Annotated in this window: 11 protein-coding genes; 1 reads left to right on the top strand and 10 read right to left on the bottom strand. The window is 66.7% G+C overall.

What is annotated here, in order from left to right; genetic code table 11:
- Window positions 1–104: 104 nt before the first annotated feature.
- The 8 genes from galU to cmk all read right to left on the bottom strand — a co-directional run bounded on the left by galU (window position 105) and on the right by cmk (window position 8958).
- A complete protein-coding gene (galU, locus tag ACR9Y6_RS07910; RefSeq protein ID WP_426287428.1) occupies window positions 105–980 on the bottom strand; it encodes a UTP--glucose-1-phosphate uridylyltransferase GalU in 876 nt (291 codons plus the stop codon).
- Window positions 977–2875, bottom strand: coding sequence for a polysaccharide biosynthesis protein (locus tag ACR9Y6_RS07915; RefSeq protein WP_481280806.1), 1899 nt, complete (start codon window positions 2873–2875; stop codon window positions 977–979). Before ACR9Y6_RS07915 ends, galU begins: the two co-directional genes overlap by 4 nt.
- Window positions 2862–3899: an MraY family glycosyltransferase gene (locus ACR9Y6_RS07920; RefSeq protein WP_481280807.1), complete on the bottom strand. Its 1038-nt coding sequence runs from the start codon at window positions 3897–3899 to the stop codon at window positions 2862–2864. The genes ACR9Y6_RS07915 and ACR9Y6_RS07920 overlap by 14 nt, the downstream gene beginning before the upstream one ends.
- Window positions 3896–5068 carry a lipopolysaccharide assembly protein LapB gene (gene lapB, locus ACR9Y6_RS07925; RefSeq protein WP_481280808.1) on the bottom strand — a complete coding sequence of 391 codons (1173 nt, stop codon included), beginning with the start codon at window positions 5066–5068 and terminating at the stop codon, window positions 3896–3898. The genes ACR9Y6_RS07920 and lapB overlap by 4 nt, the downstream gene beginning before the upstream one ends.
- Window positions 5065–5322 carry a LapA family protein gene (locus ACR9Y6_RS07930; RefSeq protein WP_481280809.1) on the bottom strand — a complete coding sequence of 86 codons (258 nt, stop codon included), beginning with the start codon at window positions 5320–5322 and terminating at the stop codon, window positions 5065–5067. Before ACR9Y6_RS07930 ends, lapB begins: the two co-directional genes overlap by 4 nt.
- A gap of 722 nt (window positions 5323–6044) precedes the next feature.
- Window positions 6045–6347 (bottom strand): integration host factor subunit beta, encoded by a 303-nt coding sequence (locus ACR9Y6_RS07935; RefSeq protein WP_481280810.1) that lies wholly within the window; start codon window positions 6345–6347, stop codon window positions 6045–6047.
- Between the two features lie 81 nt (window positions 6348–6428).
- Window positions 6429–8102, bottom strand: coding sequence for a 30S ribosomal protein S1 (rpsA, locus tag ACR9Y6_RS07940; protein ID WP_481280811.1), 1674 nt, complete (start codon window positions 8100–8102; stop codon window positions 6429–6431).
- Between the two features lie 175 nt (window positions 8103–8277).
- Window positions 8278–8958 carry a (d)CMP kinase gene (cmk, locus tag ACR9Y6_RS07945; RefSeq protein WP_371024962.1) on the bottom strand — a complete coding sequence of 227 codons (681 nt, stop codon included), beginning with the start codon at window positions 8956–8958 and terminating at the stop codon, window positions 8278–8280.
- A 126-nt stretch (window positions 8959–9084) separates the two neighbouring features.
- Between cmk and ACR9Y6_RS07950 the strand changes: the two genes are divergently transcribed.
- Window positions 9085–9345 carry an acyl-CoA-binding protein gene (locus ACR9Y6_RS07950; protein WP_481280812.1) on the top strand — a complete coding sequence of 87 codons (261 nt, stop codon included), beginning with the start codon at window positions 9085–9087 and terminating at the stop codon, window positions 9343–9345.
- Window positions 9346–9553: 208 nt separating this feature from the next.
- Here ACR9Y6_RS07950 and treY read toward each other — a convergent pair whose 3' ends face one another.
- Window positions 9554–12184: a malto-oligosyltrehalose synthase gene (treY, locus tag ACR9Y6_RS07955; protein WP_481280813.1), complete on the bottom strand. Its 2631-nt coding sequence runs from the start codon at window positions 12182–12184 to the stop codon at window positions 9554–9556.
- Window positions 12181–14259 (bottom strand): 4-alpha-glucanotransferase, encoded by a 2079-nt coding sequence (gene malQ / locus ACR9Y6_RS07960; protein ID WP_481280814.1) that lies wholly within the window; start codon window positions 14257–14259, stop codon window positions 12181–12183. The genes treY and malQ overlap by 4 nt, the downstream gene beginning before the upstream one ends.
- Window position 14260 lies beyond the last annotated feature (1 nt).

The following is a 14260-nucleotide window of genomic DNA, read 5'->3' on the forward strand; positions in this document are numbered from 1 at the left end:
TCCCACACAGAGCCGGCTCTTCTTCTTGAGCCGGCTCTTCTTCTAGAGCCGACTCTTCTGGAGCCAGCTCTTCCACAGGGACTTCCGCCGACAGGCGACGGCGATCAAGCCTTATTGGCGAACTCGCGCACGATCGGTGCGAGCTTCGGGTCTTCCAGCGCCATGGCCATCGTGGCGCGGACCAGGCCGGCCTTGTTGCCGCAATCGAAGCGCGTGCCCTCGAAACGGTAGGCCAGCACCTTGCCCTTGTCCTTGAGCAGGTTCTCGATGGCATCGGTGAGCTGGATCTCGCCGCCGGCGCCTTCCTTGGTGTTGCGCAGGTACTCGAAGATCCCACTGGGCAGCACGTAGCGGCCGACCACGGCGAGGTTCGACGGCGCATCCGCGGGCTTCGGCTTCTCCACCATGTGGGTGATCACGGATGCGCGATCGCTGAGCTGTTCGCTGGTATCGACGATGCCGTACTTGTCGGTGTCGTTCTCCGGCACTTCCTCGACGGCGATCACGCCGGCGTCGTTGGCATCGGCCACTTCGGCCATCTGGCGCAACGCGCCCTTGCCCTTGGTCCAGATCAGGTCGTCCGGCAGCATCACGCCGAAGCGCTCGTCGCCCACCACGGGTGCGGCGCGCAGCACGGCATCGCCGAGGCCGAGGGCCTCCGGCTGGGTGACGAACACGCAACGGACGTGGCGCGGCAGGATGCCACGCAGGATCGACAGCAGTTCTTCCTTGTTCTTTTCCGCGAGCTTCTCTTCCAGCTCGTAGGCCTTGTCGAAATAGTCGGCGATCGCATGCTTGTAGCGGTTGGTGACGAACACCAGCGTATCGGCACCCGCGTCGACGGCTTCATCCACTGCGTACTGGATCAGCGGACGGTCGAGCACGGGCAGCATTTCCTTGGCCACCACCTTGGTCGCGGGAAGGAAGCGCGTACCGAGGCCGGCGACGGGAAATACGACCTTGCGCAGGGGTTGGGTCATGCGTTGTCTCCACTTTCGTTTCGGCGTAGCGGCAGCACGTTGTCGGTCTGCGGCTCGCTCCAGCGGAAGGAAGGCAGCAGCTGCGACACGCACCGGCGCAGGGTTTCTTCATCGAACGCGGCCACGGCCTCCTCGGCGCGTGCCAGCTGTATCTGCAACATTTCCCACGAGACCTGGCGGTGCTGTGCCTGGAAAATCTTCGCGTGGGTCGTGCTGGTGTAGTTCTCCAGTGGGTGGAACAGTTCCTCGAACAACTTCTCGCCCGATCGCAGTCCGGTATAGACGATCTGTATGTCGGAACCGGGACGCTTGCCGGCCAGACGGATCATCTGTTCGGCGAGGTCGCGGATCTTCACGGGATCGCCCATGTCGAGCGCGAAGATTTCACCCCCCTTGCCGAGACTGGCCGCCTGGAGGATCAGCTGGCAGGCCTCGGGAATGGTCATGAAATAACGCGAGATCTCCGGGTGCGTGATCGTCACCGGACCGCCCTGGCGAATCTGCCTGCGGAACAGCGGGACCACCGAACCGGCGGAGTCCAGTACGTTACCGAAGCGGACCGTGATAAAACGTGTCGAAGTATGCGCTGCGAGGTTCTGGCACCAGATCTCGGCCATGCGCTTGCAGGCACCCATCACCGAGGTCGGGTTCACCGCCTTGTCGGTGGAGATCAGCACGAACGATTCCGCGCCGCAGCGCACCGCGGCATCGGCGACGATGCGCGTGCCGAGGACGTTGTTGCGGAAGGCCTCGCGCAATTGCCCCTGCAACATCGGCACGTGCTTGTAGGCGGAGGCGTGGAAGACGATCTGCGGCTGGGTCTCCTCGAACAGGCGATTCACCGCGGTGGCGTCACGCGCGTCGGCGAGGACGCCGTTGAAGATCAGTTCCGGATAGGCCGAGGTCAGCTCCTGGCCGATGCGGTACAGGTTGTACTCCGACATCTCAACCACGGTGAGCGAGTTGGCGCCGAGGCGCGCCACCTGCCGGCAGAGTTCCGAACCGATCGAGCCGCCGCCGCCGGTCACGAGGACGCGGCGGCCGCTGATGTTCTCGCGAATGGCCGTCCAATCCAGCTCGACCGCATCTCGGCCGAGCAGGTCCTCGATGGCCACTTCCTTGATCTCGTTGAACTGCGCACGCCCCGCGACCACATCCTCGAGGCGCGGGACGGTACGGAACGGCAGCCCCGTGCTCTCGCAGAAGGCCACGATCCGGCGCATCTGCGCCGTGGTCGCACCCGGCACCGCGATCAGCAGCATCTGTACCGCCACCGCTTTCGACAACTCCGCCAACTGGTCCACCGTGCCCAGCACGGGGATGCCGCCGATCTGCGCGCCGCGAAGCGCGAGGTTGTCGTCGACGAATCCGATCACGCTGTAGCGGCTGTCGCGGCGAAGGTCGCGGGACAATGCCTCGCCCGCCCGATCAGCACCCACGATGAGCACGCGCTTGGTCGGCGCCGACTGGAACAGGTCGATGCGGCTGTCCTTCCAGAAACGGTAGCTGAGCCTCGGCAGCCCGAGCAGCACCACCAGCACCACCGGGTACACCAGCAGCACCGAGCGGGGCACGCCATCCAGGCGCGCATACATGACCATGGCCAGGCCGATGATCAGCGCGCCGATCACCGTCGCGCGAATGATGTTCCACAGGTCGGGCAGGCTGGCGAACCGCCAGACACCCTTGTAAAGGCCGGTCCAGTTGAACACCGCGCCTTGCACCAGCAGCACGATGGGAAACTCCATCGGCAGGTACGTGACCGGCGCGAGGTCCGGCATCAAGGCATAGCGCAGGGCTTTCGCGATCCACCAGGCGAGCGCCGCCATGGCCAGGTCGTGCGCGACGACCGCGGTGCGGGGGTGGATGATGCCGATGAACTTACGCAGAAACATGTCGCTCCCTTCGACGCAAGCAGGTTCGCTTGCCAATACGCCAGATCGCTGCTCCCAACAGGTACACCGCTCCCGTGCACAGGGGCGCCGCCGCTGGCAAGCGGAACGCGATCCATGCGACGGGAACGCAGACGAGCGCGTTCCATGCGAAGTAGCCCGCGGCTACCTTCCGATGTGACGCCCCTCGCCTCACGAGCCACTGGTAAAGGTGTTCGCGGTGCGGAGTGTACCAGCGCGCACCGCGCAGCATTCGCACGAGCAATGTCAAGGTCGCGTCGATGACGAAGGCGGAAGAGAAAATCAGCGCCGGCCAGAGCAAATTCGTACGAAAAGCCCATAACATCGCGGAAATCGCAAAAACCATGAGGCCGACGGTGCCGCTGCCCACGTCGCCCATGAAGATCCGGGCCGGGGAGCGGTTGAACCACCAGAAGCCGGTCGCCGCCAAGGCCAGGGCGAAGGCGGCAGCGGCGATGGCCGGGTTGCCGGCGGCCCAGGCCAGGGCCGCCGAGGCCGCCCCGAAGAACATCGCCTGTTGCGCGGCCAGGCCGTCGATCCCGTCCATGAAATTGTGCAGGTTGATGCACCAGACACCGGCCACCAGCAGGGGCAAGGACCAGAGCAGGCTGGCGGTACCCGTCGCCAGCGCGACGCAGAACAGAAGGGTGGCTGCGAGCTGGATGAGCAGGCGAGGCCTGATCGGCAGCGAGCCGTGGTCGTCCAGCCAGCCGATGGCCGCCACGGCGATCACCGCCACGGTGAAAGCGCCGACGACCGCGGCACCGGGCGAGCCCGGCAGGAGGAGGAACGCCGCCGGCATGCCGGCCAGCGCACCGGCGACGATGCCGATGCCGCCACCGCGGGGGGTCGGCATCGTGTGCGAACGACGATGGCCGGGGGCATCGAGCATGCCGCGGCGATGCGCATAGGCGATGGCGACGCGCACGCTGGCGAAGGAGACGAGGAAGGCGGCCAGGACGCAGCCGATCAGCAGGGAGCCGGCGCTCGCGACTGTGCCCGTCATTCGTTCGCGACGCCGTGGATGGGACGGACCGTGCCCCAGCTCTTGCAGCTCGGGCACTGCCAGTGGTGCGCCTTGGCGCCGAAGCCGCAGCGGCTGCAACGGTACATCGCCTGCCCTTCGAGCAGCTTGCGCGTCAGGTCGCGCAGGATGAGGTAGTTCTCACGGGCCTCGCCGGAGACCTTGTCCATCGTCGCGTCGATCAGCGCCATCAGGCCGCGCACGGACGGACGCTTGCGCAACTGCCCGGTGAGGAAATCGATGGCCGTCCGTTCACCGTCCCTGCCCTCGTAGAGCCTGGTCAGGGCCAACACGGGCGATATGCCGTGGTAACGCTCCATGATCTCGCGCAGGAAGGTCTCGGCGCGATCCATCTGCTGCGAGCGTGCATAGCAGTTGAGCAGCGGGGGCAGGATCTCGGGAACGAAGGCGATGTCCGCCGCGATGGCGGCCTCGTACGAGGCGATCGCGGGTTCGAGTTCGTCGTCCTCCGAGGAGAGACGACCGGCGATCATGTGCGCGCGGACGCAGTCCTGCTGGCACGCGAAGGCTTCCTTGACGTACTCGCGGGCCTCGGTGCGCGCCCCGTGCTGGCGCGACTGCTCGGCGAGTTCGCAATAGAACTGGGCGATCATCGCCGACTCGTCTTCACCGGTCATGGTCTCCAGCCGGCGCGCATGATCGATGGCCTTGTGCCACTCGCGCTCGTGCTGGTAGATCGCGATGAGGTGCCGCAATGCGGAGGGCGCCAGCGCATCCATGGCCACGAGGTCGGAGAACAGCGTTTCCGCCCGGTCGAGCAGCCCGGCCCGCATATAGTCCTCGCCCAGTTCGAGCAAGGCCACCGTCTTCATTTCATCGGACAGTCCCTGGCGCGAGACCAGATGCTGATGCAGGCGGATGGCACGGTCGACCTCGCCGCGCTTGCGGAAGAGGTTGCCCAGGGCAAGATGGGTCTCGACCGTGTCGCGGTTGTATTCGGCAAGGCGCAGGAATACCTCGAGCGCCTTGTCCTGCTCTTCGTTCAGCAGGTAGTTCAGGCCACGAAAGTAATCGGAGGAAAGCTCGTTGACCCGCTCTCCGGAGCGCCTGGCGTGGCTCCGCCGGCCGAGCCACCAGCCGCAGGCGAAGGCCAGCGGGGGAACGAGCGCCAACAACCAGATCGGATTCATGCGGTCGTCGCGTTGTCCGCCTTGCGTTCGCCACGACTGCGCCGGCGCCTCCGATGGGCGAACGACGTTCCCAGCCACGCGGTGATTCCGCCAAGGATCCATCCCACCAGCACGGCCACCAGCATCGCCCCACCCTTGGGCAGGGACAGTTGGGCGAAGCCGAGGTCGAACGGCACCAGGTCGGCATTCAGCGCGCCGAAGACGATCCCGGCGGCGATGAACAGCAAGAGAAAGATGATGGCTAGCAGACGCATCCGGGGACTCTACCCGAATCCTGAATAACATGGTGCGGTGCGGTTGGCTTTTCATACAGCTTCGGCGGCACGTTCAGGACTGGGTGCCCTGGATGAGGCGCTTGGTTGCCATGTGGATCTTTGACGGGCTCGGCTTCGCCCTCGCGTTCGTTGTGTGCGGCGAGGGGAGCTGCCGGGCGCCACCCTCGGCGCGACGGTAGTCACCGTCCCTTGGGCAAGGATGCCGCTGGCGCGGCCATGTTTGATGGCTGCGCCCCGGCGGGCTCGGACGGTCGGGCGGGGGTTTCCGATTCGCCTTCCTGGCTCAGCGGAAACGGCCGGCCATCCCTGGCCGGCCCCCTGCGGGCCTTCTCCGCCCGCCCGTCCTCGGCTCCTAATGTCGCGCCGAGGGTGGCGCCCGGCAGCTCTCTCGACCCTGGGGTGGGTGGGAAGGAAAGAGCACCGCTCGTCGCGTGTCGCTTGCCGCACCCGGGTCGCGGGCGTTTTCGCTGAGTCACGGAGGGTGAATCGAAAACCCCATTGTGGGAGCCGACCTTGTCGGCGATCCCGCGGCAGCGGGCCAGATTGAGGCAAGCACCCATCGCCGACAGGGTCGGCTCCCACAGGCGTCCCTTCCCGAGCGACGGTGCAACCGGAGCGACGAGGGTGGCGGCCGACGGCTCTGCCCCCACACCACCCCAACCGCGAAGCCGAGCCGGTGAAGCTCCAAAAAAAACGCCGCGTCACTGCGCGGCGTCGGTTTCCTCGATAAGGTTTACGCGTTCGCGTAATTCCTTGCCGGGTTTGAAATGGGGTACGTGCTTGCCCGGCAGAGCTACCGCTTCACCGGTCTTGGGGTTACGCCCCATGCGCGGCGGGCGGAAATGCAATGCAAAGCTGCCGAAGCCGCGGATCTCTATGCGTTCACCCGTGGACAAGGCGTGGCTCATCTGCTCAAGCACACTCTTGACGGCAAGTTCCACGTCGCCGTAGGCAAGGTGGGTCTGGCGCCGCGCCAGCGCCTCGATCAGTTCCGACTTTGTCATGGGTCCCCTGGTGGTTCTCGAAGCTGACGCAAATCTGTCAAACAACGGCGAGGGGCGGCACGGCCGCCCCTCGCCCGACGGTTAGTCGGCCTTGTTCATCTGCTCCTTGAGGAGCGCGCCGAGCTTGGTCGTACCACCAGCGGCGGACTGGTAGTCGGCCATGGTATCGGCCAGATCTTCCTCGTCCTTCGCACGGATCGACAGCTGGAGCTGACGGCCCTTGCGATCCATGCCGGTGAACTTCGCCTCGACCGCATCGCCAACCTTCAGATACTGCGTGGCATCGTCCACGCGCTCCTTGGCGATATCGTTCGCGCGAATGTAGCCCTCGACACCTTCGCCGAGATCAATGACCGCACCCTTGGCGTCGACTTCGCGGACCGTGCCGGTCAGGACCGTGCCGCGCGGATTCGTGGCCATGAACTGGCCGAACGGATCCTGCTCCATCTGCTTGATGCCGAGGGAGATGCGCTCACGCTCCGGATCGACGGCCAGGACCACGGCCTCGACTTCGTCGCCCTTCTTGAAGTTGCGCACGAGGTCTTCACCCGATGCCTGCCACGAGATGTCGGACAGGTGGACGAGACCGTCGATGCCGCCTTCCAGGCCGATGAAGATGCCGAAGTCGGTGATCGACTTGATCTGGCCGGACACCTTGTCGCCCTTCTTGTGCATGGCGGCGAACGCTTCCCACGGGTTCGAGCGGGTCTGCTTGATACCGAGGGAGATGCGGCGACGCTCTTCATCCACGTCGAGGACCATGACTTCCGTCTCGTCACCGACCTGCACGACCTTGGCCGGGTTGACGTTCTTGTTGGTCCAGTCCATCTCGGAGACGTGCACGAGGCCTTCGACGCCCGGCTCGATCTCGACGAAGCAGCCGTAATCGGTGACGTTGGAGACCTTGCCGAACAGGCGGCTGCCGACCGGGTAGCGGCGGGCGATGGCGACCCACGGGTCGTCGCCGAGCTGCTTGAGGCCGAGCGACACGCGGTTGCGCTCGCGGTCGTACTTGAGCACGCGGACGTCCAGCTCGTCGCCGACGTTGACGACTTCGGACGGGTGACGCACGCGCTTCCACGCCATATCGGTGATGTGCAGCAGGCCGTCGATGCCGCCGAGGTCGACGAACGCGCCGTAATCGGTGAGGTTCTTCACCACACCCTTCACGACCGCGCCTTCCGTCAGGCGTTCGAGCAGCTTCTCGCGCTCTTCCGAGAACTCCGTCTCGACGACCGCGCGGCGGCTGACGACGACGTTGTTGCGCTTGCGATCGAGCTTGATGATCTTGAACTCGAGATCCTTGCCCTCGAGGTAGACCGGGTCGCGGACCGGACGCACATCGACCAGGGAACCCGGCAGGAATGCGCGGACGTCCTTGATGTCGACCGTGAAGCCACCCTTGACCTTGCCGGAGATCTTGCCGGTGATGGTCTCTTCCTTGTCGAACGCCTGCTCGAGGTCGTCCCACACCATCGAACGCTTGGCCTTCTCACGGGAGAGCTTGGTCTCGCCGAAGCCGTCTTCGAGCGCGTCGAGCGCGACCTTGACCTCGTCGCCCACTTCCACTTCCAGCGCGCCGGACTCGTCCTTGAACTGCTCGATGGGGACGATGCCTTCGCTCTTCAGGCCGGCGTTGATCACCACCACGTCGTTGCGGATTTCCACAACGATACCGGTGACGATGGAGCCGGGCTTCAGCTTGGAAATGGCCTGCTGGCTCTGTTCAAACAGTTCGGCAAAACTTTCAGTCATGTTGATTCCAGGGTTATGAAAGGTCGTACCCGGCGTCTGCCTCGGTTGTCGAGCGCAAGCGGACGGGGGACCCACCGGTCGTGGGCGCATGGGGGAAGCCTGTTGGGGAAACCACCCTGCACCGTTGCCAATATCCCGCGCACACAGCGTGCGCGGGGGTTGTGCCGGATGCGTTTTAAGGACGCACCACGGCGAATACTTTTTCCACCACCGTCTCGATCGGCATGCCGGTGGTATCGATCACCACGGCGCCCTCGGCGGGCTTCAACGGGGCGACCGGCCGCGACGCATCCCTTTCGTCACGTGCCTCGATCTCTCGTTGGAGAATGGTAAGTGTAACGCTCAGGCCCTTATCCTTCAACTGCTTATAGCGCCTTTTCGCGCGCTCGGCGGCACTGGCCGTAAGAAAGAACTTATGGGCGGCATCGGGGAAAATCACCGTCCCCATGTCCCGCCCGTCCGCCACCAGGCCCGGCGCCTTGCGGAAACCGTGCTGGAGGTCCACCAGGGCCTGGCGGACCGAGGGGATGACGGCGATGGCCGAAGCGGCCGCTCCTGCCGTTTCCGTGCGTAATTCGTCCGTGGCATCGTGGCCGTTCACCAGCACCCGGGTCTCCCCGCCGTCCGGGCTGGCCTGGAAGCGGATCTTCACGGTCTGCGCGCAGCGCGTGACGGCCTCGGCGTCGGAGAGGTCGATGCCCTCCTCCCCCGCCGCATAACCCACGGCGCGATAAAGGGCGCCGGAATCGAGCAGGCGCCAGCCGAGCCGTTCGGCCACCAGGCGACTGATGGTGCCCTTGCCCGAGCCGGACGGGCCGTCGATGGTCAGCACGGGGACGGCAGCCGGATGGGCCATGGGATCAACCTCGTTCGCGAAACACCCATGATATCGCGTCGACCGCCCGAAACCGGACCATGGACAGCCTCCGGGGGCCGTGCTAAAAGCCCCCCATCCCTATGCGCCACGGGTTTGAAGCGCTCCATGTCCGACCACCTCCAGAGCCAGTTCGAGCAGGCTTACCTGGACCTCACCCGTCTTGGCCGACGGCCCGATAACGATACCCTCCTGCGCATCTACGCCCTTTATAAACAGGGTTCCGAGGGCGACGTCCGCGGCGACAAGCCCGGCTTCTTCGATTTCGTGGGCACCGCGAAGTACGAGGCCTGGGCGGCACTGAAAGGCGTGCCACGGGAGGATGCGATGCGCGACTACATCGAACTGGTGAGGTCGCTGGGAGGTTGAGCGCCCCCTCGCTCGGTGGGAGCCGACCTTGTCGGCGATCCCGCGGCAGCGGGCCGGGGTGAGGCAAGCACCCATCGCCGACAGGGTCGGCTCCCACCGGTCATGGCAGGCACCGCCGCCGATAGGGTCGGCTCCCACCGGATAGGTCGACCATCCACCGGTCGGTCCGCAGCGCGGCGCTCTTGTGGGAGCCGATTCATCGGCGATCCTACGAAGCGCGGAGCGAGATCCAGGCGGCGACCGGCAGGCCACCGAACACCGCCGCGGCACTGGCCGGAGCACCCCGTCCGGTCGCCGCCGTTTCCAGCCGGCCCTCGGTGAGCACCCCCGTCCACCGGCCTTCGGGCAAGCGCAACGTCGTCCCCTCCCACCGCTCGCCAGGGATCGCCGGCGTTTCCGCTCCCGCCAGCCACCCGGCGGTATGCCGCGCCACGGCGACCGCCAGCCGCTGTCCCCGCCATTCGCGAACGAAGGCCACGAGATGCCCCGCCGCCGGCCCCTCGGCCGCCAGTGGACGATAGCTGCCGCGCGCGAACAGGTCGGGATGGGCCTGGCGCAGCCGCAGCAACCTAGCGATCACCGCCTGCTTGATCGCGCCATCCCTCCATGCCGGCAACAGGTCCGACGGCGCGCTGTCGCGTTCAAGGGAGACGGCCCGGGCCAGGAAATCGACGGGACGACGATTGTCGGGATCGACCAGGCTGAAGTCCCAGTAATCCGTGCCCTGGTAGAGATCGGGCACACCCGGCGTCGTCAGCCGCAGGACGGTCTGGGCCAGTCCGTTGGCCGCCCCGGGGGCGGCGATGTAGTCCGCGAAGGCCGCCACTTCCGCCGCCGATTCGCCCGACAGCACGCTACGCAGGAAATCCTCGCAGGCGTCCTCGTACGGCTCGTTCGGCGAGGTCCAGCGGGTCCAGCGCTTCGCTTCGCGCAAGGCCTTGCGTTGCCATGCGGCGATGCGCGTGGCGAAGCGTTCCACGTTGTCCACGTCGTCCTGCGACAGCCCATAGGGCCATGCACCGACCAGCATCTGGTAGAGGATGAGTTCATCCGCCGCCGATGGCGCCATCCGCCCTTCCGCGCGCTGGCGGAACACGGCGTGGCGGGAGCGCCAGCGATCCACCGTCACGATCCACCGTTGGGGCACTTCGGAGAGCACGGCCAGGCGCGCGCGAAGGTCTTCGCCCCGCTTGTGATCGTGGGTGGCGGTAGCCAGCAGGTTGTTCGGCAGCGTGGCGGCGCGCTCCGCGCAGTGACGATGGAAATGTTCCGGAGCGATCGCCAGCCTCGCCGCATCGACGCCCACCTCGTTGCGCGACAGCAGACGGCCATACCGATAGCCGGCGGTGTCTTCCACGGCCTTGGCGGCCACCGGCGACGTGGCTTGCTGAAACATCGCCAACGCCCTTTCGCGGGCGCGACGCACCGGGCCCGGTGGCAACGAGCGCGGCGCCTCGCCGCCGAGCCATCGCGCGACGAGATGGAGCAACTCGCCGTCTTCGAGACGATTGGTGCGCAGTGCGCCTTCGACGGCCCGCGAGAACACCGTTTCGTCATACGCATCGCGGCCGGCGCCCCTCGCATAGGTGCGATATACCGGGAAATGCACGAGCAGCTCCACCAGCACGCGGCGAATGGCGGCCAGCGATACATCCCGCGTCGCGATATCGGCACGCGCCGCGGCGAACAAGGCACGCGCCGTGCGGTCCAGTTCCGCTTCGAAACTGTCCACGAGGATCTGCCGTCGCGCACGCACCGCTTGCGTTCCGAAGTCCGTGCTTTCGCCCGTGAGCTTGCGCCATAAACCGGTCAGTGGCGCCTCGCCGTTTTCGTCGTGCAGCAAGGCCGACACCTGGTCCATGAACTCATAGCCGGTGGTGCCATCGGTGCGCCAATCGAGGCGCAGGGTCTCGTCCGGCGCGAGGATCTTCTCCACCACCAGGTAGGCCGCGCCGCGCGGAGCATCCGGTGGACGCCTCGCGCGCAGCGTCTCGAACCGGTGACGCAACTGGCGGCAGTAGCGCCGTGGGTCGGCCAGCCCATCGACGTGATCGCAGCGCACACCGTCGATCAAGCCTTCGGTGTACAGCCGGAAGATCGTCTTGTGCGTGTCTTCGAAGACGGCGGTCCGCTCGATGCGCAAGCCCGCCAGCTCGTTGATATCGAAGAAGCGGCGATAGTTGACCATGTCGCTGGCGAGCTTCCAGAACGCCAGGCGATAGTGCTGCCGTTCGATCAGCGCGTGCAGCGACGCCCTGCCCTCGTTCGTCTCCGGATCGTGCACGGCCTGCGCGTCCTCGCCCAATGTCGCCGAGGAGGCGGGCGACAACGGCAGGTGATCGTCATAGACCCGCAGCACCCATTCGTTGCGCCGCCGCGCCAATCGTACATGGCCATCGCGCAAGGTCTGCTCATAACCCGCGCCGAGGATCGGCAATAGCAGGCGCCCCTTCAGCAAGGGATCGGGCGCCTGCCACTCGATGTCGAAATACCCCGCGTAACGGCTTTCCCGTCCGTGGCGGAGCACGTCCATCCACCACGCGTTCTCGACGCCCACGCCCATGTGGTTGGGCACGATGTCGACGATCAGGCCCATGCCACGCGAGCGCAGGGCCGCGACGAGACGACGCAAGGCATCCTCCCCGCCGATCTCCGGATTCACTTCGTGGCAGTCGACGACGTCGTAGCCGTGGGTTGAACCGGCCCGCGCGCGCAGGATCGGTGACGCGTACAGATGGCTCACGCCCAGTCGTGCGTAGTAGCCCACGACGCCGATCGCATCGTCGAGGGTGAAGCCCGCATGGAACTGCAGACGCGCCAGCGCACGCGGAGCGTTCATGCGCGATGCCGGGTCTGGTCGATCGCGGCGCATACGGCGTGGGCGATCGGGCCATCGAACAGGCGCGACGACGAATCGGGCATTCGCCTGCGCCAGTTGGGATGGACCGCGTCGGTGGGACCGGGAAGGTTCGGTTGTTCGTGAAGGCCGAGCACATCTTCCACGGGAAAGACCGCCAGGGGCGCGGGTGCCTGCGATACATGCCGGGCCGCGGCTACGACCACGGGCGAGATGTCGTCAGGCGCGGGCGGGGCGTCCTCGTTCCACGCCGAGCCGGACGCGTACAACGCCCGCCAGAGCATCGCCCGCTCGACCTCGCGCTGCGCCGCCTCGTCGACATCGGGATTGTCGAGCCCGGCGCGTTTACGCCATTCCACGTCTCGCCCGCTCCACCATCCCGCCACGGTCGGCACATCGTGCGTGCTGGTCGTCGCCATGGCCTTGCCGGACCATTCCGCCGGGGCGATGAAGCCGCCGTCCGCGGCGCGCTCGAACCAGAGCACGCGAATACCGAGGACGCCCTTGTCGGCGATCGCCTGGCGAAAGTCGGCCGGCACGGTGCCAAGGTCCTCGCCGATGACGATGGCACGGTGCAAATGCGATTCCAGCGCGATCAGCCGCAACATGTCGCCGAGTGGATAGCGCACGTAAGCGCCTTCGGTCGCGCCCGCGCCACGGGGTACCATCCACAGGCGCTTCAATCCCAACACGTGGTCGATGCGCACGCCACCGGCATGCGCCAGCGCGGCGCGCAGCATGCCGATGAATCCCTTGAAACCGGTCTCGCGCAAGCCTCGCGGCGAGAACGTGGTGAGCCCCCAGTCCTGGCCCAGCCGGTTGAGCGCATCCGGCGGCGCACCCACGGACAGGCCGTCGAGCACCTCCCTCTGGTGTGCCCAGGCATGGCTGCCACCCGCGTCGGCACCCACGGCGAGATCCGCCACCAGGCCGATCGCCATGCCCGCGTCGCGCGCGGCTTTCTGTGCGCCTTCCAGGCCCTGCATGGCAAGCCATTGCAACCAGGCGTGGAACGAGACCTCACGCGCGTGTTCGCGGGCGAACGCCGCCACCTCGAGGCCCGCCGGATCATGGAACGCCTCCGGCCAGCCCTGCCATCCGCCCGCGCGCCCGTGCGCGGTGAAGTCGGCATGCAATGCCTCGAAACGCGCGTGGCGTTCGAGCGGTTCGCCTTGCTCGCGCCGGAACGCGGCGAACCGCTCCGAGTGCGCGATATCCACCGAGGCCCACTCGAACACGGAACGGAGGATCGTCATCCGCGCACGCGCGGCGCGCGGCCAGTCGATCAACTCGAGCCATTCGAGTTCGGCCAGCTCCTGGCGCAGGTTGTGCGTGTCGATCACCGCGCGCACGGTCTGCTCGCCACTGGTCCGCACCGGGTCGATATACAGGCCGTTGAGGAACAGGCGGCTCGACGGCGCATACGGGCTGTAGCGTTCGGGGGCCGCCGCGAACAACGCGTGCAGCGGACTGATCGCCAGCGCGTCCGCGCCCTTCTCCGCGGCGGCCTTCGCACACAGTTCCAGCGCGGTGAAATCGCCGATGCCGCCATCGCCGGGACGGCGCAGGCTGGACATCTGCACGGCGATGCCCCAAGGCCGATGGGCGGAGGCGATGTCACCGATGCCGAATGCGCGCGGTGGCGCGACGGCGAGCGTGACCGGCTCCTCGTCGATCAACAAAGTGTAGTAACCCGGCACGACCGGTGCGTCGACGAGCCGTTCGCCGGAAGGCAATGCGCCCTCGCTGACCCGCCCGCCTTCGTCCGTCACGATCTTCCACGACCGGCCGCGTGCCGCCGCCGGCAGCTCGACCCGCCCCCCCGCGTCGGCGGTCAGCAGCCTCGGCGGCTGCCGTCCAGTGCGTTCTTCCTCGATGCGCCGCAAGCTCGCCTCGACGTCGTCCGCGTTGTCCGCCGGCAGCCCCAGGGCCTGCAGGACGGCCCGCACCGTGCGCGCCGGGGTCGATTGCGGCCGGTCGAGTGCATCGCGCCAGTTCACGTCGATCCCGGCCTGTTCGGCCAATAACGCGAGGCGATCGTCGAGGGGCTCGTTCACG

Source organism: Luteibacter sp. TLI7-4A, from assembly GCF_056754745.1.